Source organism: Nocardioides proteolyticus (genome assembly GCF_051280635.3).
Lineage (GTDB): Bacteria > Actinomycetota > Actinomycetes > Propionibacteriales > Nocardioidaceae > Nocardioides.
This window is the reverse complement of record NZ_JBNBPO030000018.1, coordinates 1-17,796: the sequence shown is the minus strand read 5'-3', so window position 1 is coordinate 17,796 and position 17,796 is coordinate 1. Positions and strand designations below refer to the sequence as shown.

The window sequence follows — 17,796 nt, the reverse complement described above, 5'->3', positions numbered from 1 at the left end:
GTCAGCGCGGTGCCGCCGAGGGAGGCCACAGGCAGCCGAAGGCCGCCGCGAACACGTCGGCGAGGACCGGCGGTGCCACCGTGCCTCGCCGACCCGTGGCGAGCGCCAGGTCCCCGTCGAGGACGCCGTCGCGCACGAGCCGGTCGACCCCGCGCTCGCCCACCAGCCGCAGGGCTGTGCACTCCGCACTCGCCGCATCCAGGCCGCCGTGGACGCGCAGGCCTCGGGCGAGGCCGGCGACGACGACCGCCTCGTCCGCCGGGTGCTGGTCGGGGATGCCCGAGGCGCGCACCGGGCTGGGTGTCGGCTGCGAGCGCGGCGCCGGCGCCTTCCCACCACCGGCGACCAGCAGCAGCGCCACCGCGACCAGCACCACCACAGCGACCGCTGCAGTGGCCGCCACCCCACCCCCTCGCCCGACCAGCCGGCCCAGCCGGCCCAGCCGCCGCGGCCCCGCCCGGCCGGCGCTGCGGAGCAGGGCTCGGAGGTCGTCGCGCATGACCGCGGCCGACGGGTAGCGGTCGCTCGCCTGCTTGGCCAGGGCCGTGCGGAGCACCCGGTTGACCTCGCGGTCGAGGGCGGTGCGCCCGGGCAGCTGCGGCACCGGCGCGGACCGGTGTGCCGACGCCACCTGCTCACCCCTGCCGGCGTACGGCGCCGCGCCGGTCAGCGTCGCCCAGAGCAGGCAGCCGAGGGAGTAGACGTCGCTGCGCGCGTCGGCCCGGTCGCCCGCATGCAGCTCGGGGGCCAGGTAGGCCGGTGTGCCGACCGGTCCGCGCCCGGCCGGGCCGGTGCCCGCGTCCGCCGGGGCGGCGATCCCGAAGTCGGCGAGATAGGCCACCAGATGGGTGCCCCGGTTGCGGAGCAGCACGTTGGCCGGCTTGATGTCGCGGTGCACGAGACCCACCCGGTGCGCCTCGGCCAGCCCGTCGGCCACCTGGGCGACCAGGTCGATCGCCTGCGCGGCCGGCGGCGGGCCCTGGCGACGGAGCATCGCGTCGAGGTCGCCGTCGGGAATGAGCTGGCTGGCGATGTAGAGCCGCCCGCCGGCCTCGCCGTGCGCGAAGACCGGCACCACGTGCGGGGAGTCCAGCGACGCCTGCGCCTGTGCCTCGCGCAGGACGCCCGCGTGGCCGAGGCGCTCGCCGGCGATCACCTTGAGCGCCACCCGGCGACCGAGGGTGGTGTCGACCGCCTCGAAGACCGTCCCCATCCCGCCCGCGCCGAGCCGGCGCACGATCCGGTAGCCGCCGAGCGTGTCACCGGGCGCGAGGACGTGGTGCTGCGGAGCGGAGGCCACCCGGCCGTTCTACCCGCCGGAGCGGACGCGGGCGAACCGTCGTCCCCAGCCCGCGCCTGCGGGTCCGGGCGGTCCGCCCGCGTGCTCAGAACAGCAGCGCCGTGGCGGGGTCGCCCACGATCGACGCGACGTCGGCCAGGAACTGCGAGCCGGTGGCGCCGTCGATGTGCCGGTGGTCGAAGGAGAGCGACAGCGTCATCACCTGACGCGGCACCACCTGGTTGCCGACGACCCACGGCTGCGGCTTGATCGCACCCACGCAGAGGATGGCGGACTCGCCGGGGTTGATGATCGGCGTGCCGCCGTCGACGCCGAAGACGCCGACGTTGGTGATCGTGAACGTGCCGCCCGCGAGCGCGGCCGGCTGGGTGCGGCCCTCCCGGGCGGTCGTGGTGAGCGCCTCGAGCTCGCGCGCGAGGTCCGCCAGCGACAGGTCGTGCGCGTCCTTGACGTTGGGGACCACCAGCCCGCGCGGGGTCGCGGCCGCGATGCCGAGGTTGACGTAATGCTTGACGACGACCTCCTGCGCCGCCTCGTCCCAGCTCGAGTTGACCAGCGGCGTACGACGCAGCGCGAGCAGCGCCGCGCGGGCGACGACCAGCAGGGGGCTGATCCTGACCTCTCGGAGCTCGCGGTGCTGGCGGAGGCGCTCCACCAGGTCGACCGTGGCGGTGGCATCGATCGTCACCCACTCGGTGACGTGCGGCGCGGTGAACGCCGACTGCACCATCGCCGCCGCCATCTGCTTGCGCACGCTCTTGACCGGCTCCCGGGTCTCCCGGGCGCCGTCGGGGCGCTCCGCGCCGCGGTCGCGCGACGGGTGGGCGACCTCCTCGACCCGCGCGCCGGCGCCGTCGACGGCCGCCAGCACGTCCTCCTTGCTCACCGTCCCCTTGGGGCCGGTGGGCGTCACCGCCGTGAGGTCGACGCCGAGGTCACGCGCGAGGCGCCGGACCAGCGGCTTGGCCAGGGCACGTGCCTGGGCGGGGTCGGGCGACGGCCGCGAGGCGACCTCCTCGACGGGCGGCGCGGCCGACCGGGCCTGCGCGACCGGCTGGACCGGCTCGACCGGCGCGGCTGAGGCGGACCCGGCCGGGGCGGGCTCGGTGGGGGCAGTGCCCTTGCGGGGGCGCCGCTTGAGGGAGCGCTGCTTGGGGCCGTAGCCGACCAGCGTGGCGTTGCCCGCGGGCGGGATGTTGGTGTCGATCACCTCCGTGCGGCGCGGGGCCTCCGCGGGTGCCGGGGCGGCGGGGGCGGCCTCGGGTGCGGCTGCGCGGGCCGCCCCCGGCTCGGCGATCCGGACGATCGGCGTGCCGACCTCGACCGTGTCGCCCTCCTTCACCAGCAGGGCGACGATCTCCCCGGCATAGGGCGAGGGGAGCTCGACGACGGACTTCGCGGTCTCGATCTCGACGATCACGTCGTTGACGGCGACGACGTCGCCCTCCTTCACCCGCCAGGCCACGATCTCGGCCTCGGTGAGGCCCTCCCCGACGTCGGGAAGCTTGTACTCGTTCGCAGTCACTCGAAGCCTCCTCAGAACCCGAAGGTCCGGTCGACGGCATCCAGCACCCGGTCGAGGTCGGGCAGGAACGCCTCCTCGATCCGCGCCGGCGGGTAGGGGGTGTCGAAGCCGCCGACCCGCAGCACCGGCGACTCGAGGTGGTGGAAGCACTGCTCGGTCACCCGCGCCGCGATCTCGGCGCCCATGCCGAGGTTGACGTGCGCCTCGTGGACCACCACCAGCCGCCCGGTGCGCTGCACCGACTGCACCACCGGGCCGAGGTCGAGCGGCGACAGGGTGCGCAGGTCGATGACCTCGACGGAGCGGTCCTCCTCGCCGGCGACCGCGGCGGCGTCCAGGCAGGTCGACACGGTCGGCCCGTAGCCGACCAGCGTCACGTCGGAGCCGGGGCGCACCACGCGCGACTCCCACAGCGGCGGCGGGGCCGCGGACTCGTCCACGTCGCCCTTCGCGGAGTGGTAGAGCCGCTTGGGCTCGAGGAAGACGACCGGATCGTCGCTGGCGATCGCCTGCTGGATCATGCCGTAGGCGTCGGCCGGATTGGAGCAGGCGACGACCTTGAGCCCCGGCGTGTGCGCGAACTGCGCCTCCGGCGACTCGCTGTGGTGCTCCACCGCGCCGATGCCGCCGCCGAACGGGATCCGGATGACCATCGGCACCTTGATCCGGCCCTTGCTGCGGAAGTGCAGCTTGGCCACCTGGCACACGATCTGGTCGTAGGCGGGGTAGACGAAGCCGTCGAACTGGATCTCCACGACCGGCCGGTAGCCGCGCATGGCCAGGCCGACGGCGGTGCCCACGATGCCGGACTCGGCGAGCGGGGTGTCGATCACCCGGTCCGGACCGAAGTCCTTCTGCAGCCCGTCGGTGATCCGGAAGACGCCGCCGAGCGTGCCGACGTCCTCGCCCATCACGACGACCTTGCCGTCGTCCTCCATGGCGCGGCGGAGGCCGGCGTTGAGCGCCTTCGCGAGCGTCATCGTGGTCATGCCGGCACCTCCTCGGCCTCGTCGGAGAAGGACGCGAGGTAGGCGGCGTACCCCTCCTGCTGCTCCTGGAGCTCCGGCGTCTTCTCGGCGTGGACCAGGTCGAAGATGCCCAGCGGGGACGGATCCGGCAGGGCGTGGCACTCGCGCCGCATCCGCTCGCCGAGCTGGTCGGCCTCGGCGGCGACCTCCTCGAAGAACGACTCATCGGCGAGCCCGTTGCGGCGCAGGTGGACCTCGACCCGCGCGATCGGGTCCTTGAGCTTCCAGTGCTCGACGTCCTCGCTCAGCCGGTAGCGGGTCGGGTCGTCGGTGGTCGTGTGCGCGCCCATCCGGTAGGTGTAGGCCTCGATCAGGGTGGGGCCCTGCCCGTCGCGGGCGCGCTGCAGCGCGGCCTGCGTGACGGCGTACGTCGCCAGGACGTCGTTGCCGTCGACCCGCACGCCGGGGAAGCCGAACCCGTGGGCCCGGCGGTAGAGCGGGATCCGGGACTGCCGCTCGATCGGCTCGGAGATCGCCCACTGGTTGTTCTGGCAGAAGAACACCACGGGCGCGTTGTAGGACGCCGCGAACACGAACGCCTCGTTCACGTCGCCCTGGGAGGAGGCGCCGTCACCGAAGTGGGCGACCACCGCGGTGTCGCGGTCGGGGTCGCCGGTGCCGACCAGCCCGTCGCGCTGCACGCCCATCGCATAGCCGGTGGCGTGCAGGGTCTGCGCCCCGATCACGATCGTGTAGAGGTTGAACCGATGCTCGATCGGGTCCCACCCGCCGTGGTCGACGCCGCGGAACAGGCTGAGCAGCTGGACCGGGTCGACGCCGCGGCACCACGCGACGGCGTGCTCGCGGTAGGTCGGGAAGACGAAGTCCTGCGGCGCGAGGGCGCGACCGGCGCCGACCTGTGCCGCCTCCTGGCCGAGCAGCTGGGCCCACAGCCCGAGCTCGCCGTGCCGCTGGAGGGCCGTCGCCTCGGTGTCGAGGCGCCGCGCCAGCGTCATGTCGCGGTAGAAGCCCCGCAGCTGGTCGGGAGTGACCTCGAGGTCGAACTCCGGGTGCTGGACGCGCTCGCCCTCGGGCGTCAGGAGCTGCACCAGCTCGGGGTCGGCGGCCGCCGGGGCCGGTCCGAACACGGGGTCGGTCATCGCCACACCACTCCTTGCCTCCACCCCCGACGGGGTCTCCGCGGGATGGGTCGGGGTCATCTGGGTGGTCCGGCACGGTCACAGGGGTGGCGTGACTGTGATGCGGCCCACACGCATCTCACACGATAGCGCTCCTCGCCCGGTTCAGTGCATCTCCCCCAGGTGCTCGTGGCTCCGGTGCCCGACGGGCTCCACCTGGAAGGTCGTGTGCTCGACGCCGAAGTGCGCCGCCACGCAGTCACAGAGGGCGTCGAGCACCTCGCCGACGCCTTGGGCGAGCATCTCGTCGGTGACCGAGACGTGCGCCGAGAGGCTGGTCATGCCGCTGGTGATCGTCCAGGCATGGAGGTCGTGCACGTCCACGACTCCGGGGGCGTGGAGCAGGTGGTGCCGCACCGCCGCCAGGTCGAGGTCGGCCGGCGCCATCTCCAGCAGCACCCGTCCCGCGTCGCGGATCAGCAGGACGGCGCGGGGCAGCACCAGCGCGGCGATCAGCAGCGAGGCGACCGGGTCGGCCCGGTGCCAGCCCCACAGCAGCACCACCACGCCCGCGACGACGGCCAGCAGCGAGCCGAGCAGGTCGGCGAGGACCTCGTTGACCGCCCCTCGGATGTTGAGCGACGACGCGTCGGCCCGCCGCAGGATCAGCATCGACACCGCGTTCGCGGACAGCCCGACCAGGGCGAAGAGCACCATCGCGCCGGCCTCCACCGGCTGCGGATCGGCCAGCCGCGAGACCCCCGCCCAAGCCAGGTAGCCGCAGACCCCGAGCAGCACCGCGCCGTTGACGAGCGCGGCCATCACCTCGATCCGGTGGTAGCCGAACGTCGAGGGACCACGGCCGGGCCGCGAGGCGACGTACGACGCTCCCAGCGCGAGCACCACCGCTCCGGCGTCGGTCGCCATGTGGCCGGCGTCGGCGAGCAGCGCCAGCGAGCCGGTCAGCCACGCGCCGACCAGCTCCACGCCGAGGATCGCCGCCGTGACGGCGAGCACCCTGCGGAGTCGCGAGCGGTCGGCGGCCCTGCTCGCGGCATGCCCATGACCGTGACCTGCACCCACCGGTCCACCGTAGCGACCGGCCCGGCGCCTGCCGGACGGGGCGGGCGGGGCGGGCAGGCGGACCCGGGGGTCAGCCCCGACCGTGCGGGGACAGCCAGCCGTCGGTGTCCGGCCCCTTCGGCACGACCTGCGTGGGGTTGATGTCGGCGTGCACCACGTAGTAGTGCTGCTTGATCTGCTCGAAGTCGATCGTCTCGCCGAACCCGGGCGTCTGGAACAGGTCGCGGGCATAGCCCCAGAGCGCCGGCAGCTCGGTCAGCTTCTGCCGGTTGCACTTGAAGTGGCCGTGGTAGACCGGGTCGAACCGGGCGAGAGTGGTGAACAGCCGGACGTCGGCCTCGGTGATGGCGTCACCCATCAGGTACCGCTGGTGCGTCAGCCGCTCCTCCAGCCAGTCGAGCGCGACGAAGAGCCGGTCGTAGGCCTCCTCGTAGGCCTCCTGCGACTTGGCGAAGCCGCAGCGGTACACGCCGTTGTTGACCTCGGTGAACACGCGCTGCATCACCTCCTCCATCTCCTCGCGGAGCCGGCGGGGCCACAGGTCGGGCGCACCCTCCTTGTGGAAGTCGCGCCACTCGTGGAAGAGGTCGTGGGTGATCCACGGGAAGTCGTTGGTGACCAGCTTGCCGGTGGCCTCCTCCACCACCGCCGGCACCGTGATGCCCCGCTCGTAGCCGGGGAAGCGCGCGAAGTACGCCTCCTGGAGCCGCTCGATGCCCAGTACCGGGTCCCTGCCGCCGGGGTCGAGGTCGAAGGTCCAGCTCCGCTCGTCGTGGGTGGGGCCCGGCATCCCGAGGGAGATGACGTCCTCGAGGCCCAGCAGCTTCCTGACGATGATCGAGCGGTTGGCCCACGGGCACGCTGCAGCGGCCACCAGCCGGTAGCGACCGGGCTCCACCGGCCACAGCTCGCCGTGCACCGGGCCGAACTCCGGCGTCCGGCCGTCGCGGGTGATCCGGTCGGGCACATAGTTCATGTCGCGCTCGAACGCCTTCGTCGGCTCAGCCATGGACCCAGCGTAGGAGCGCGGTGGTGGGCCAGCCTCCTCCCGACGCACCGACGCACTCGGCGCGCCGGGGGCCTGGAGATGCGAGTCGGGCCGCGGCGACACACGGTCACCGCGGCCCGACCGTCCGAGGGCAGCTGTTGTGGGGTCAGTTGCCCCCGGAGCTCACGAGAAGCGGGCCGTCAGCCGCCCTCGGTGTAGGTGAAGCCGTCGACCAGCCACTGCCCGCCGCTGGCCTGCAGGGTCCAGATCGAGTTGAGCGTCTTGCCCGTGTTGGGGGCGTAGACGTCACCGGTGACGAGCGCGGTGGTGTTGGTGATCACCGGGTCGTCGAAGGTGTACTCCGCGTTGGACATCTCCAGGTTGCCGGCGTTGGCCTTGCAGCCGGCCTGGTCGCCGAACTCGCGCTTGAAGTACTCCGGGGTGCTCAGGCCCTCGACGGCGAGGCAGTCGCCCTCCAGCAGCGAGTCGAGGAACGCCTGCGAGGCGATCGTCGGCGAGTCGGTGGGCGTCTGGCCACCGTCGGTGGTGGTCTCGGTGGTCGGGGGCACCTCGGTGGTCGGCGGCGCCTCCGTGGTCGGCGACTCGCTGGTGGGCGAGCTGCTGGCCGACTGCGACGTCTCGTCGTCCTTCGCGGTCTTGTTGTCGTCGTCGTCATCGCCGAGGACGAAGAACAGCACGGCGCCGACCGCCAGCACGAGGACCACGACGGCGGCCACGATGCCGATGATCAGGCCCTTCTTGCTGCCGCCACCGCCCGTCGGCGGAGCCTGGAACCCTCCGGGGCCACCAGGACCGCCCGGGTAGCCGCCCCCGCCACCGGGGTAGCCGCCGGGGCCGCCCTGCTGCGGGTAGCCGCTCTGCTGGTAGCCGCCCTGCTGCGGGTAGCCGCCGGGCGTGCCGTACTGCGGGGCTCCCGGCGCCTGGCCGCCCTGCGGGGCGACTTGGGTCGGGGGCTGCTCGCCCGGCTGTCCGGGGCTGGGGTACTGGTGACTCACGAGCGGAAGCCTATTGAGCGAGTCGCCCGTCCGTACGCGGAATCGGAGAATCCTCGCGAGGCCTGGGCCACAACGAGGCGGCGACCAGCAACAGACCCGCCGGCGCTGCCAGCAGGAATCCGCGCGCGTACGGCGACAGCGACTCCAGCACCGTGTCGAGCATCACGCCGGCGAGCCGCTCCCGCCCCACCTCGGCCTGCTCGACCGCGAGCTCCGCGAGCGGGTCCGCGGCGAGGAGCACCACGACGGCGGCGGCCGCGACCCCGAGCAGGGCCAGCCCGAGGGTCCGCACCCGTCCGCGCCAGCCGGTGGCCACCAGCACCGCGCAGCCGACGAGCGCCAGCCAGATGACGGGAAGCCAGCGCGCGGCGGTCTGGACCAGCCGGTAGCGGTCGCTGACCGCCACCAGGCGCGACTCCGGCGCCACCGGGACGTTGAGCGGGATCTCCGGCAGCAGCCCGACGGGAAGGCCCCGCTCCTCCAGGGAGAGGAGCACCTGGCCGACCAGCGGGCTGGCGTCGACCATCACGTAGCCCTCGGCCCGCGCGTCCGGGTCCTCGACGAGGGCCAGGACGTCGGCGTGCAGCTGCGCGTTCGCCTCCCGCCAGAACTCCGGGAAGGCCGGGCTGGCCACCACCGTCGCAGCGGCCGCGGCGGCCCAGTCGTCCACCGAGGCGGGCAGCCCGACGGGGACGTGCTGCTCGAGCGCCTGGACGGTCGCGTCGGCGGCGGCATCGGCCAGGAGCCGCCGCACCTCGGGGTCCTCGGCGAGCGGGGCCACCGTCGCGACGTACGACTCACGGTCGTCCACGCGGGCGGTCACCCAGGTCGCGGCGATGGCCAGCGGCGCCAGCAGCGTCGCGACGACGACGAGCAGGAAGGCGGTCGTGGCGCGCACCGAGGCCTACTCGCCGCCCGTGCCGTCGACCTTCCAGTCGCCGTCTTCCTTCACCAGCCGGTACTCGGTCGTCTCGGAGTTGCGCTCGTCGCCGCCCAGCGCCTGCTCGAGGAACTCGTCGTCCTCGGTGTACTCGTAGCTCTCCTTCACCTCCACGACGGCCTCGTCGTCGCCCTTCTCGTCGACGTCGGTCACCTCGATCTCGTAGTCGAAGTTGCCGCGGATGTCGTCGAGCGAGATGTCGTACTCGTCCTCGTACTCCTCGCTCTCCTCCTCGTCGCGCTCCGCGCGCTCCTCGGCGTACTCGGCGCAGTCGTCGACGTCGTACTCGCTGAGCAGGTTGTCCTGGTAGTCCTCGGAGCGGAGCTCGCACTCCTTCTCGTAGTCGCCCTCGAACTGGGCGGCCAGGAAGTCCCGCGTCACGTCCTCCGGGCTGCCGCCGCCCACGACCTTCACCAGGACGACGACGAGCAGGAGCAGCACCACCAGGCCGCCCACCGCGCCTCCGGCGATCAGGAGCAGCTTCTTGCTCCCACCACCTGCACCGCCCGCGCCGCCAGTGCCGTAGCCGCCCGGCTGGCCGTACGAGGGCTGGCCGTACTGCTGCTGGCCGTACTGCTGCTGGCCGTACTGCTGCTGGCCGGCGGGAGCGCCGTACACCGGCTGGCCGGGCTGCTGGCCGGGCTGGCCGGGCTGGCCGGACTGGCCGTACTGCGGCTGGCCGCCAGCGCGGTTGGGCGCCACGACGGTGGCCTGGTCGGCACCCGGCACCTGGGGAGCCTGCGGCGCCTCGGGGCCCTGCGGCCCGGCGTCCTGCTGCGGCTGGGTGTGCTCGGTCCACTGCGTGCCGTCCCACCACCGCTGACTGCCCTGGCCGTCGGGATACCAACCGGGAGGCGTCGAGGGCTGGTTGGGGTCGGACATCCGCGATCTCTCCTCAGGGCACACGAGTGGGGGCTCCGCTCGAACTGGGCGGCATCATGTCACGGACCCACGGCCCGGCAGACGGTGCCACAGCGGGCGTCACCCGACGGGCCGGACGACCTGTCCGCAGCGGCCGCCGAGCGCGGTGGCGCTCGGCCGGGCGCTCGATCGGGCGCACTACCGGACGCTCGGCCGGGCGCTCAGTTGGCGATGCTGATGATCGCGACCAGCGCCACGAAGGCGACCAGGAGGAAGGTGGTGATCAGGCCCACGACGAGGCCGACGGTCCGCGGCTTGCTCGGCGGCGCGGGAGGCAGGCCCTGCCCGCCGAAGCCGCCCCCGTACGCCGCCGGCGCCGGTCCGGGAGCGCCCGCACCCGCCGGGTGGGCGGCCGGAGCGGGTGCGCCTCCGAGGTAGGGCGGCGGAGGCGCCCCCTGCCCCGGCTGCTGGCCGTAGACCGGCTGCGGCGGCTGCTGGGGGTAGCCCTGCGGTTGGCCCTGCTGCGGCGGGACGCCGTACGGCGGCGGCTGAGTCATGGCGACAGCCTAGAAGTGCCCGCGGCGGCGCTCCACCGATTCCGCCGATTCCGCGCACTGCTCGGGCCGGGCGGGCCGGCCGGGATCACTCGCTGGTGCCGCTGACCAGCCAACGATCGCCGACCCGGGTCAGGTAGAACTCGCCCTTCTCGCTCTGGCCGTACGCGGTGATCGTCACCGGGACGGTGGCCTTGTCGCCGTTCACCCGGGCGGTGCCGACCTCGGTCTCGATCTCGTCGCCGAGCTCGGTGGGCACCATCCCCTCGCTGCAGTCGCCCTCGTCCGCGAGGTAGTCCTTCGTCACCAGGTCCTCCGCTGTCGCGCAGTCGCCGGAGAGGACGGAGTCGATGAAGGCAGCGACGACCGACTCGGGGTCGTTGGCCACCTGGTCGGCGGTGCTGGTGCCTCCGGGCGCACCCGACGTGCGCGGTGGATCGGTGCCGCGGTCGGTCGACGGGGGGTCGGTGAGCGGCGGCGCGGAGGTCGAGCCGGTGGTCGGCGGCGCGCTGGCCCCCTCCGACGTGACCGCCGACGCGGTGGGTGCGTCGGTCGCGCGGTCCTCGCCGTCGCCGTCGCCGTCGTCGTCGGCCGCCACGAGGAGCACGAGCGCCGTCACCACCCCGGCGAGCGCGAGCACACCGAGCAGCGCGAGCGCGATCCACAGGCCCTTGCCGCGGTCGTCACCGCCACCGGGAGGAGGCAGCGGCGGGAAGCCGGGCGGGCCACCGGCGCTGCCGGGCGGTGGATACCCCGGTGGATGGCCAGGGTTCTGACCCGGCGGCTCACCCGGTGGACCGCCCGCGGGAGGAACTGCGCCGTAGGGCCGGTCTTCGTCGCTCACGGGCTCATCTGCTCCATCTCGGTGGGTGCGCCGACCGGACCGTCGACGGGTTGAACGGACGGATGACGGGTCACCGGCTCTCCTGCGGGACGGGGGGTGGCAGGTCCAGGACACCGTAGCGCCCCGGGACACCGGCGACGGCGCGCTGCTGCGCGCTACGGCGGACTACTGCGGGAAGAGCGAGTCGATGTCGGAAGGCTCCGAGGAGGGCCCGATCCGGCTCGGCAGCTCGGTGAACTCCGGAGGGAGGTTGGTGAACTCCGTCGGCGGCCCGGTCGGGGCGGTGCCGGTGGAGTCACCGGTCGGGATCGTCGGCAGGTCGGTGGGGATCTCGGTCGGCGGTCCGGTCGGGGCGTTCGTCGAGCCGTCGTCTCCGGTCGGCGTCGTGCTCGAGGCGGGCGTGCTGACCGGCGCCTCGGAGCGGTCCGCGTCGTCCGCGGTCCGCTCGGACAGCAGCAGCGCTCCGCCGACGACCACCGCGATCAGCACGATCACCCCGAGGGTCGCCCAGACGCCCTGACCGGACGGAGGCTGCAGGTCGGAGGCCCCGTCGCCGTCCTGCCCGCCCGGGCCCTGCTCGTCCTGCTCATCGGGGACCGGCACGTGCGGCTCGTCCGAGGCACCGTCGTCCGGCGGGACGGGGGGACGTCCGGGCACCGAGCCTCCTGCGGGTGGGGAGCGGGGCGGATGGCAGGTCGGGGCCACCGTAGCCGCAGGCCGCGCCCGCCGCCGCCCCAGCCTCAGGCCGCGACCGCTCCGCCGCCGAGGACCCGGCCGCCGCTCACCTGCTCGAGGTCGCGTCCGAGCGCGATGTCGAGCGGGTTGGTCAGGCACCGGATGGAGCCGCCCCCGAGGTGGAACTCGGAGACGTCGACCACGACGACCTCGAAGCCGAGCGCCTCGAGCTCGGTCCGCACCCGCGCCGGACAGTCGGGCATCACCACCGTGCGGCCGACCACGACCGAGTTGGCGCACCAGGTGCCGATCGCCTCCGCCTCGCTGAGCACGATCGGCCGCGGCACCAGCTCGAGCAGGGCGGCCGCCGACCGCTCGTCGAACGCCGACGGGCACACCAGCGCGTGCTCGTCGTCCAGCGGACAGAAGGCCAGGTCGAGGTGGTACATGCCCGGATGGGTGATCTGCACGCCCCGCACGGGAACGCCGAGCTCGGTGGCGAGGTGCTTCAGCGCGAGATCCTCGGTGCGCGGACCGTGGCCGACGACCAGCTCACCCCGGAAGGGGAAGGCGTCCCCGGCCTCGAAGTGGGCGCCCACCCCGTCCCGCCCGACGTAGGCCACCGCGTGCCCGTCCGCCTCGAACCAGGCCCGCGCCGCGGGCGTCTCGACCCGTCGCTGGGCGTAGCGCATGTGGGAGAGCACGACCGACCGGCCGACCGCTCCGGGCGCTCCGGGCGCTCCGGGCGCGTCCGGCCGGACGACGGCCAGGCCGAGGTTCATCGCGTAGACCATGTCCGGCGCCTCGGGCAGCGCCGGGATCACCTCGAGCACCGCTCCCAGCCCGCGGAGCACGTCGCGCAGCTCCTCCCACTGGCGGCGAGCACGGACCGGGTCGGGCTGGACCGCCGGATCCATGAAGGGGTTGATGGCGTAGTCGATGCGGAAGTACGACGGCTCGACCATCGCGTAGCGGCGGCCCCACCGGATGGCGGCAGCGGTCATCCCGGCCCCTCCCTCGTCCTGGCCCCGACGTGGATCGAGGCAACGAATATTGTCAGACAATCTGACAACGCGGACCATAGCGCTCTTTCCCTCCTCCGCGCCACTCACGGCACAATGGCGTCATGCCCGCCCCGGCCAAGGCCCCGTTCGCGACGCTCAGCGTGGAGCACGCCTCGACCGTCGAGCGGGTCGCCGCGGAGCTGCGCCGCGCCGTCTTCGAGGGCGAGCTGGAGAGCGGGACCGCGCTGCGCGAGCTCGCCCTCGCGGAGTCCCTGGGCGTCTCCCGGCCGACGGTGCGCGAGGCGCTGACCGTGCTGGTCGCCGAGGGTCTCGCCACGCGCGAGCCGCACCGCGGCGTCACGGTCGCCACGCCGCGGGCCGAGTCGGTCCGCGACGTGTGCCGGGCGCGGTGGGTCCTCGAGGGAGCCGGCGTCCAGGCGTGGGCGACCGCGGATGCCGAGCGGCGCCAGCGGGTCCGCGACACCCTCGCCGCCTACCTCTCCGCCGTGCACGACGGCGCCGCCACCTACGAGGCGCTCAACGAGAGCCACCTGGCGTTCCACGTCTCGCTCGTGGAGCTCACCGGGAGTCCCCGTCTGGTGCAGATGGCCGAGGCGCTTATGGACGAGCTCAAGCTCGCCCTGGCCCAGGTCGACCGGATCAAGCGCAACGCCCACGACGAGGCCGAGTCCCACGAGGGCCTGGTGAAGCTGCTGGAGGCCGGCGCGCTCGACGGGCCCGACGGCGCCTACGAGTTCCTCCGCAGGCACATCGACGACGCCGAGGTGGAGATCATCGAGGCCCTGGACCTGGAGTAGCACCGCCCGGGCAGACTGGGACCATGCTGGCCTTCCTCTCCCGCTGGGCGATCACGGCCGCGGCCCTCGCCCTGGCCGCGCAGCTGATCGAGGGCATCTGGTTCAGCGGCGCCGACGCCGGCCGGGCCGAGCTGGAGGACAAAATCCTGCCGCTGGTGCTGGTCGCGCTGATCTCCTGCGCCGTGACAGCGGTCGTCAAGCCGGTGCTGACGCTGCTCTCCATCCCGTTCATCCTGCTGACGCTCGGACTGTTCCTGATCGTGCTCAACGCCCTACTCCTGCACCTGACCGCCTGGCTGGCGGGGCTGCTCGACATCGGGTTCCACGTCGAGGGGTTCTGGCCGGCCGTCGGTGGCGCGGTCATCATCAGCCTCACCACCTGGGTGCTGGACGCCGTCGTGGGCGTGGAGGACGACTGAGGTGGTCGACGTGCCGGCCCCCCGGTCGCCGGGCCGCTACCGGATCGCAGTGATCTGCCTGGGCAACATCTGTCGCTCACCGATGGCCGACGTGGTGCTGAGCGCGCGGGTCGAGGAGGCCGGTCTCGCCGACGTGGTCGAGGTCGTCAGCGCCGGCACCGGCGACTGGCACGTGGGCGAGCCGATGGACCGGCGGGCCGCCGCACTCCTCACCACCCAGGGGTACGACGCCGCGCGGCACCGCGCCCAGCAGGTCGACGCGTCCTGGCTGGCCACTGCCGACCTGCTGCTGGCGATGGACCGCGCCAACCTGCGTGACCTGCGAGCCCTCGGACCTGTCGAGGGCGGCCGGGTCAGGCTGTTCCGCGACTACGACCCGCAGGACCCGGGCGGCGAGGTGCCCGACCCCTACTTCGGCGGCGACGCGGGCTTCGCCGACGTGCTCGCGATGGTGGAGCGGACGTCCTCGGCGCTGGTCTCCGAGGTGGCCGCCGCCCTGTCCCGGTCGTAGCCACCCTCCGGCGGCACCATCTCGAGCCGGACGCCCAGCAACCGGACCGGCCGGTCCCGCTCGACCCGGTCGAGCAGGGCCACCGCCGCGTCGGCCAGGACGTCGGCGTCGAAGGTCGGCTGCGCCAGCGTGGAGCTCCGGCTCACCGTGCTGAACGGCCGGTAGCGCAGCTTGAGCCCGACCCGCGCCGCCGGGCGACCCTCGCGCTCGATGTCCTCGAGCGCCCGGCGCGTGATCCGGCGGACCGCCGCCTCCACCTCGGTCCAGTCCTCGAGGTCTTGCTGGAACGTCTCCTCCCGGCCGTGCGCCCGGGGCACCCAGGGCGTCGGGTCGACGGGGCTGTCATCGACACCGCGGCCGAGCCGGCGGCACCACGGGCCCGTCGTCGGCCCGAGTGCGGCGGCGAGGGCACCGGCATCGGCGGAGGCGACGTCGCGGACGGTGCGGATCCCGAGCGCCTCCAGCCGGGCGGCCGTGCGCGGCCCGATCCCCCACAGCGCCCGCGTGGGCCGGTCGCCCAGCTGCGCGAACCAGCTCTCGTCGGTGATCACGTGGATGCCCGGGTCGGGCTTGCCGAGGTCGGTCGCGATCTTGGCCTGGAGCTTGTTGTTGCCGATGCCGACCGAGCACCGCAGGCGGGTGGCCCCGAGCACCGACGACCGGACCTGGTGCGCGAACGCGACCGCGTCCGCCTCCGTCCGCACCGGCAGCGCGCCGCCGACGGTGCCTGGCGCGACGAACGCCTCGTCCCAGCCCAGGACCTGCACCACGACCGGCGACCCGTCCCAGCTCAGCGAGCGCAGGGTGGCCATCACCTCCGCCGAGGCGGCGTCGTACGCCGGCTTGTCGACGGGGAGGAAGACCGCGCCGGGGCACCGCCGTGCCGCTACCCGCAGCGGCATCCCGGACCCGACCCCGAACGCGCGGGCCTCGTAGGAGGCGGTGGCGACCACGCCGCGCTCGGTCGGGTCACCGCGCCCGCCCACCACGACCGGCCGGCCGGCCAGCTCCGGACGGCGGAGCACCTCCACCGCCGCGATGAACTGGTCGAGGTCGACGTGGAGGACCCACCGCGGGGACCCGCCGTCGTCCGCCCTTGTGCTCACCCCGCGAGCGTGCCACGGAGCAGGCCGGCGGTCAGGTGTCCTCGGTGAGGAACCGGACGCCCGGCGGCATGGCCAGCGCGTTGACGACCACCGAGAACGCCAGCAGCGCGGCCGCCCACCCCGGGTGGCCGGCGTCCCAGAGGGCGAGGCTCGCGAGGCCGAACACGACGACCTTCGTCACCGGGCGGACCACCGGGCCGCCGTACGGCGCCTTCGGGGAGGCGAGGAGGAACCACACCGTCATCGCGACGAGAGGCGGCAGCCACACGAGGAGCCAGCGCGGCTCGTGCGACCACCCCCACACGCCGAGGGCCACCACGGCGAGCACTTCGTCGACGAAGACGAGGAACAGCACGAACCAGCCCAGCACGGCACCCACGCCTCGATCATGCCCGAAGCGCGGGCGCCGACCCGGGTCGCGGCGCGGCTCAGGCGGTCCGGTTGGGGTCCGCGCCTCCGGACACGTCGCCCTGGGGGCTGGTGTTGTCGGTGCCGCCGAGCTCGCGCAGGAACTCGTGGCATCGCTGCGCGCGCCGGCTGTCCTGCTCCATGACCTCCTTGAAGAAGGAGGCGATGTCGTCGCGCCCGGCGTTCTCCGCGTCGCGGACGTACTGGCCGTAGTCGTGCCCGCCCTTCAGCGCGTGATACTGCACCGAGATCAGGTCGTAGGTCACGTCGTCGAATCCGGTCTCACCGGTTGCCATCGGGGGCTCCCTTCGTCGTCGGTCGTCGTACCCGATCGCGGTACCCATGCCCGGGGGCGGCACTCCTAGGCTGGGCCCGTGCGATCCGACGACCTCGGCCACCCCGTCGCCCTGCCGCGGCCGCCGCAGCGGATCGTGTCGCTGGTGCCCTCCATCACCGAGGCGCTGGCCACCGACGCCCCGGAGCGCCTGGTCGGAGCGACGGACTGGTGCACACATCCCGACCTCGACGCGCTGGGGCATCCGGTCGCCCGCGTCCGCGGCACCAAGAACCCCGATCTCGCCGCGGTCCGCGCCCTGGCGCCCGACCTGGTCGTGGCCAACAAGGAGGAGAACCGGGAGCTCGACGTGCGGCGGCTGCGCGAGTCGGGCGTCCCGGTGTGGGTGACCGACATCGAGACCGTGCCGCAGGCGCTCGACTCGCTCGACCGGCTCTACCGCGAGGCGCTGGGCGCCGCCCGGCCGCGGTGGCTGCGCGACGCCCGGGCCCGGTGGGACCGGCCGCCGCCGCCGGTGCGGGCCCGGGTGGCCGTACCGATCTGGCGGGACCCGTGGATGGTGGTCGGGCCGCGGACCTACACCACCGACCTGCTCCGGCGGCTGGGCTGGGACAACGTGTTCGGGACGGGCGAGGAGCGCTACCCCAAGGTGGGGCTGGCGAAGCTGGACCGGCCGGAAATCGACCTGGTGCTGCTCCCCGACGAGCCGTACGAGTTCAGCGCCGAGGACGGCCCCGAGGCGTTCGCCCGGGTGCCGACCCGGCTGGTGTCGGGCCGGTTGCTCACCTGGTACGGACCGGCGATGGTCGAGGCGTACGACGCCCTCGCGCCGACCCAGGCGTGAGCCCGCTCCCCCGAGCACGCGTACGTCGGCGCTGCTCGCGCCCCGCCGGTGTGCGGCGCGTCACGCGGCCGGACACCGGGACGTAACCGCCGGGCAACCTTGTGGCGACCTCACCACTCCACGATGGTGTCATGGACACGACGACCCCTGCTGCAACCCAGTCCGCCGGCCGTCACCTCGACAGCGTCCCCACCACGGACAGCACCGAGAGCACGGCCGCGCACCGGACCGCCACCGACGGCCCCGACGGCCCCGACGGCCCCGACGGCCCCGACACCAGCCTCGCCCGGCGCGCGCGGCTGCGCGACCGTCACGCCCAGCGCCTGGCGACGCTGATGGACCAGCGCCGCGACCTGCGCGGCGTGCACCCGCTCGCCGACTTCGTCGACGACGCCATCCGCTGGACCGCCTGACCGCGGCCGCCGTGGGCGGGCCCACCCGCCCGCGGCACGCCCGCGTCGCCCAGCCCGCCGGGGGGGGGGGGGGGGGGGGGGGGGG

Annotated in this window: 21 protein-coding genes; 5 read left to right on the top strand and 16 right to left on the bottom strand. The window is 74.0% G+C overall.

Going from position 1 to position 17,796, the window contains the following annotated elements; translation table 11 throughout:
- Nucleotide 1 precedes the first annotated feature (1 nt).
- The 13 genes from ACPOLA_RS12005 to ACPOLA_RS11945 all read right to left on the bottom strand — a co-directional run bounded on the left by ACPOLA_RS12005 (nucleotide 2) and on the right by ACPOLA_RS11945 (nucleotide 12,897).
- A complete protein-coding gene (locus tag ACPOLA_RS12005) occupies nucleotides 2–1,300 on the bottom strand; it encodes a serine/threonine-protein kinase (RefSeq protein ID WP_435770672.1) in 1,299 nt (432 codons plus the stop codon).
- An 85-nt stretch (nucleotides 1,301–1,385) separates the two neighbouring features.
- Nucleotides 1,386–2,825 (bottom strand): dihydrolipoamide acetyltransferase family protein, encoded by a 1,440-nt coding sequence (locus ACPOLA_RS12000; RefSeq protein ID WP_435770671.1) that lies wholly within the window; start codon nucleotides 2,823–2,825, stop codon nucleotides 1,386–1,388.
- An 11-nt stretch (nucleotides 2,826–2,836) separates the two neighbouring features.
- Nucleotides 2,837–3,814 (bottom strand): alpha-ketoacid dehydrogenase subunit beta, encoded by a 978-nt coding sequence (locus ACPOLA_RS11995; RefSeq protein WP_435770670.1) that lies wholly within the window; start codon nucleotides 3,812–3,814, stop codon nucleotides 2,837–2,839.
- Nucleotides 3,811–4,953, bottom strand: a complete 1,143-nt coding sequence (gene pdhA / locus ACPOLA_RS11990) for a pyruvate dehydrogenase (acetyl-transferring) E1 component subunit alpha (protein WP_435770669.1) — start codon at nucleotides 4,951–4,953, stop codon at nucleotides 3,811–3,813. The genes ACPOLA_RS11995 and pdhA overlap by 4 nt, the downstream gene beginning before the upstream one ends.
- 144 nt (nucleotides 4,954–5,097) lie before the next feature.
- The gene (locus ACPOLA_RS11985; protein ID WP_435770668.1) at nucleotides 5,098–6,015 is read right to left on the bottom strand and encodes a cation diffusion facilitator family transporter; all 918 of its coding nucleotides are present in this window, start codon (nucleotides 6,013–6,015) and stop codon (nucleotides 5,098–5,100) included.
- 70 nt (nucleotides 6,016–6,085) lie between these two features.
- Nucleotides 6,086–7,024: a glutathione S-transferase family protein gene (locus ACPOLA_RS11980; protein ID WP_435770667.1), complete on the bottom strand. Its 939-nt coding sequence runs from the start codon at nucleotides 7,022–7,024 to the stop codon at nucleotides 6,086–6,088.
- A gap of 179 nt (nucleotides 7,025–7,203) precedes the next feature.
- On the bottom strand, nucleotides 7,204–8,019 hold the full coding sequence (locus ACPOLA_RS11975) for a hypothetical protein (RefSeq protein ID WP_435770666.1): 816 nt from the start codon (nucleotides 8,017–8,019) through the stop codon (nucleotides 7,204–7,206).
- A gap of 10 nt (nucleotides 8,020–8,029) precedes the next feature.
- Nucleotides 8,030–8,917, bottom strand: coding sequence for a hypothetical protein (locus tag ACPOLA_RS11970; protein WP_435770665.1), 888 nt, complete (start codon nucleotides 8,915–8,917; stop codon nucleotides 8,030–8,032).
- A gap of 6 nt (nucleotides 8,918–8,923) precedes the next feature.
- Entirely contained in the window at nucleotides 8,924–9,841 is a 918-nt protein-coding gene (locus ACPOLA_RS11965; RefSeq protein WP_435770664.1) for a DUF2510 domain-containing protein, read from the bottom strand.
- A 200-nt stretch (nucleotides 9,842–10,041) separates the two neighbouring features.
- Nucleotides 10,042–10,377, bottom strand: a complete 336-nt coding sequence (locus ACPOLA_RS11960) for a hypothetical protein (protein WP_435770663.1) — start codon at nucleotides 10,375–10,377, stop codon at nucleotides 10,042–10,044.
- A gap of 85 nt (nucleotides 10,378–10,462) precedes the next feature.
- The gene (locus tag ACPOLA_RS11955; protein WP_435770662.1) at nucleotides 10,463–11,218 is read right to left on the bottom strand and encodes a nuclear transport factor 2 family protein; all 756 of its coding nucleotides are present in this window, start codon (nucleotides 11,216–11,218) and stop codon (nucleotides 10,463–10,465) included.
- Nucleotides 11,219–11,383: 165 nt separating this feature from the next.
- Nucleotides 11,384–11,875 (bottom strand): hypothetical protein, encoded by a 492-nt coding sequence (locus ACPOLA_RS11950; RefSeq protein WP_435770661.1) that lies wholly within the window; start codon nucleotides 11,873–11,875, stop codon nucleotides 11,384–11,386.
- Nucleotides 11,876–11,958: 83 nt separating this feature from the next.
- Complete coding sequence (locus ACPOLA_RS11945; protein WP_435770660.1) at nucleotides 11,959–12,897, bottom strand: dimethylarginine dimethylaminohydrolase family protein; 939 nt, start codon at nucleotides 12,895–12,897, stop codon at nucleotides 11,959–11,961.
- 122 nt (nucleotides 12,898–13,019) lie between these two features.
- Here ACPOLA_RS11945 and ACPOLA_RS11940 point away from each other — a divergent pair, with 122 nt between their 5' ends.
- The 3 genes from ACPOLA_RS11940 to ACPOLA_RS11930 are packed head-to-tail and all read left to right on the top strand — an operon-like array spanning nucleotide 13,020 to nucleotide 14,645.
- Nucleotides 13,020–13,715 carry a GntR family transcriptional regulator gene (locus ACPOLA_RS11940; RefSeq protein WP_435770659.1) on the top strand — a complete coding sequence of 232 codons (696 nt, stop codon included), beginning with the start codon at nucleotides 13,020–13,022 and terminating at the stop codon, nucleotides 13,713–13,715.
- Between the two features lie 23 nt (nucleotides 13,716–13,738).
- A complete protein-coding gene (locus tag ACPOLA_RS11935; RefSeq protein ID WP_435770658.1) occupies nucleotides 13,739–14,134 on the top strand; it encodes a phage holin family protein in 396 nt (131 codons plus the stop codon).
- Nucleotides 14,135–14,144: 10 nt separating this feature from the next.
- Nucleotides 14,145–14,645, top strand: coding sequence for a low molecular weight protein-tyrosine-phosphatase (locus ACPOLA_RS11930; protein ID WP_435770657.1), 501 nt, complete (start codon nucleotides 14,145–14,147; stop codon nucleotides 14,643–14,645).
- Here ACPOLA_RS11930 and ACPOLA_RS11925 read toward each other — a convergent pair.
- Genes ACPOLA_RS11925 through ACPOLA_RS11915 form a run of 3 tightly spaced genes read right to left on the bottom strand, consistent with a single transcriptional unit; the run spans nucleotide 14,543 to nucleotide 16,455 of the window.
- Nucleotides 14,543–15,751: a DNA polymerase IV gene (locus tag ACPOLA_RS11925; protein WP_435770656.1), complete on the bottom strand. Its 1,209-nt coding sequence runs from the start codon at nucleotides 15,749–15,751 to the stop codon at nucleotides 14,543–14,545. The genes ACPOLA_RS11930 and ACPOLA_RS11925 overlap by 103 nt on opposite strands.
- Before the next feature lie 31 nt (nucleotides 15,752–15,782).
- Entirely contained in the window at nucleotides 15,783–16,130 is a 348-nt protein-coding gene (locus ACPOLA_RS11920) for a DUF2568 domain-containing protein (RefSeq protein ID WP_435770655.1), read from the bottom strand.
- 49 nt (nucleotides 16,131–16,179) lie between these two features.
- Entirely contained in the window at nucleotides 16,180–16,455 is a 276-nt protein-coding gene (locus tag ACPOLA_RS11915) for a ferritin family protein (protein WP_435770654.1), read from the bottom strand.
- Nucleotides 16,456–16,533: 78 nt separating this feature from the next.
- Between ACPOLA_RS11915 and ACPOLA_RS11910 the strand changes: the two genes are divergently transcribed.
- On the top strand, nucleotides 16,534–17,298 hold the full coding sequence (locus ACPOLA_RS11910) for a helical backbone metal receptor (RefSeq protein WP_435770653.1): 765 nt from the start codon (nucleotides 16,534–16,536) through the stop codon (nucleotides 17,296–17,298).
- Between the two features lie 131 nt (nucleotides 17,299–17,429).
- The gene (locus tag ACPOLA_RS11905) at nucleotides 17,430–17,711 is read left to right on the top strand and encodes a hypothetical protein (RefSeq protein WP_435770652.1); all 282 of its coding nucleotides are present in this window, start codon (nucleotides 17,430–17,432) and stop codon (nucleotides 17,709–17,711) included.
- The last annotated feature ends 85 nt before the right edge of the window (nucleotides 17,712–17,796 follow it).

Excerpts from the sequence above, each read along its gene's own strand:
- ACPOLA_RS11980 (WP_435770667.1), bottom strand. The coding sequence starts at position 7,024 with ATGGCTGAGCCGACGAAGGCGTTCGAGCGCGACATGAACTATGTGCCC.
- ACPOLA_RS11905 (WP_435770652.1), top strand. The coding sequence starts at position 17,430 with ATGGACACGACGACCCCTGCTGCAACCCAGTCCGCCGGCCGTCACCTC.
- ACPOLA_RS11935 (WP_435770658.1), top strand. The coding sequence starts at position 13,739 with ATGCTGGCCTTCCTCTCCCGCTGGGCGATCACGGCCGCGGCCCTCGCC.
- pdhA (WP_435770669.1), bottom strand. The coding sequence starts at position 4,953 with ATGACCGACCCCGTGTTCGGACCGGCCCCGGCGGCCGCCGACCCCGAG.
- ACPOLA_RS11915 (WP_435770654.1), bottom strand. The coding sequence starts at position 16,455 with ATGGCAACCGGTGAGACCGGATTCGACGACGTGACCTACGACCTGATC.
- ACPOLA_RS11960 (WP_435770663.1), bottom strand. The coding sequence starts at position 10,377 with ATGACTCAGCCGCCGCCGTACGGCGTCCCGCCGCAGCAGGGCCAACCG.
- ACPOLA_RS11965 (WP_435770664.1), bottom strand. The coding sequence starts at position 9,841 with ATGTCCGACCCCAACCAGCCCTCGACGCCTCCCGGTTGGTATCCCGAC.
- ACPOLA_RS11995 (WP_435770670.1), bottom strand. The coding sequence starts at position 3,814 with ATGACCACGATGACGCTCGCGAAGGCGCTCAACGCCGGCCTCCGCCGC.
- ACPOLA_RS11940 (WP_435770659.1), top strand. The coding sequence starts at position 13,020 with ATGCCCGCCCCGGCCAAGGCCCCGTTCGCGACGCTCAGCGTGGAGCAC.
- ACPOLA_RS11945 (WP_435770660.1), bottom strand. The coding sequence starts at position 12,897 with ATGACCGCTGCCGCCATCCGGTGGGGCCGCCGCTACGCGATGGTCGAG.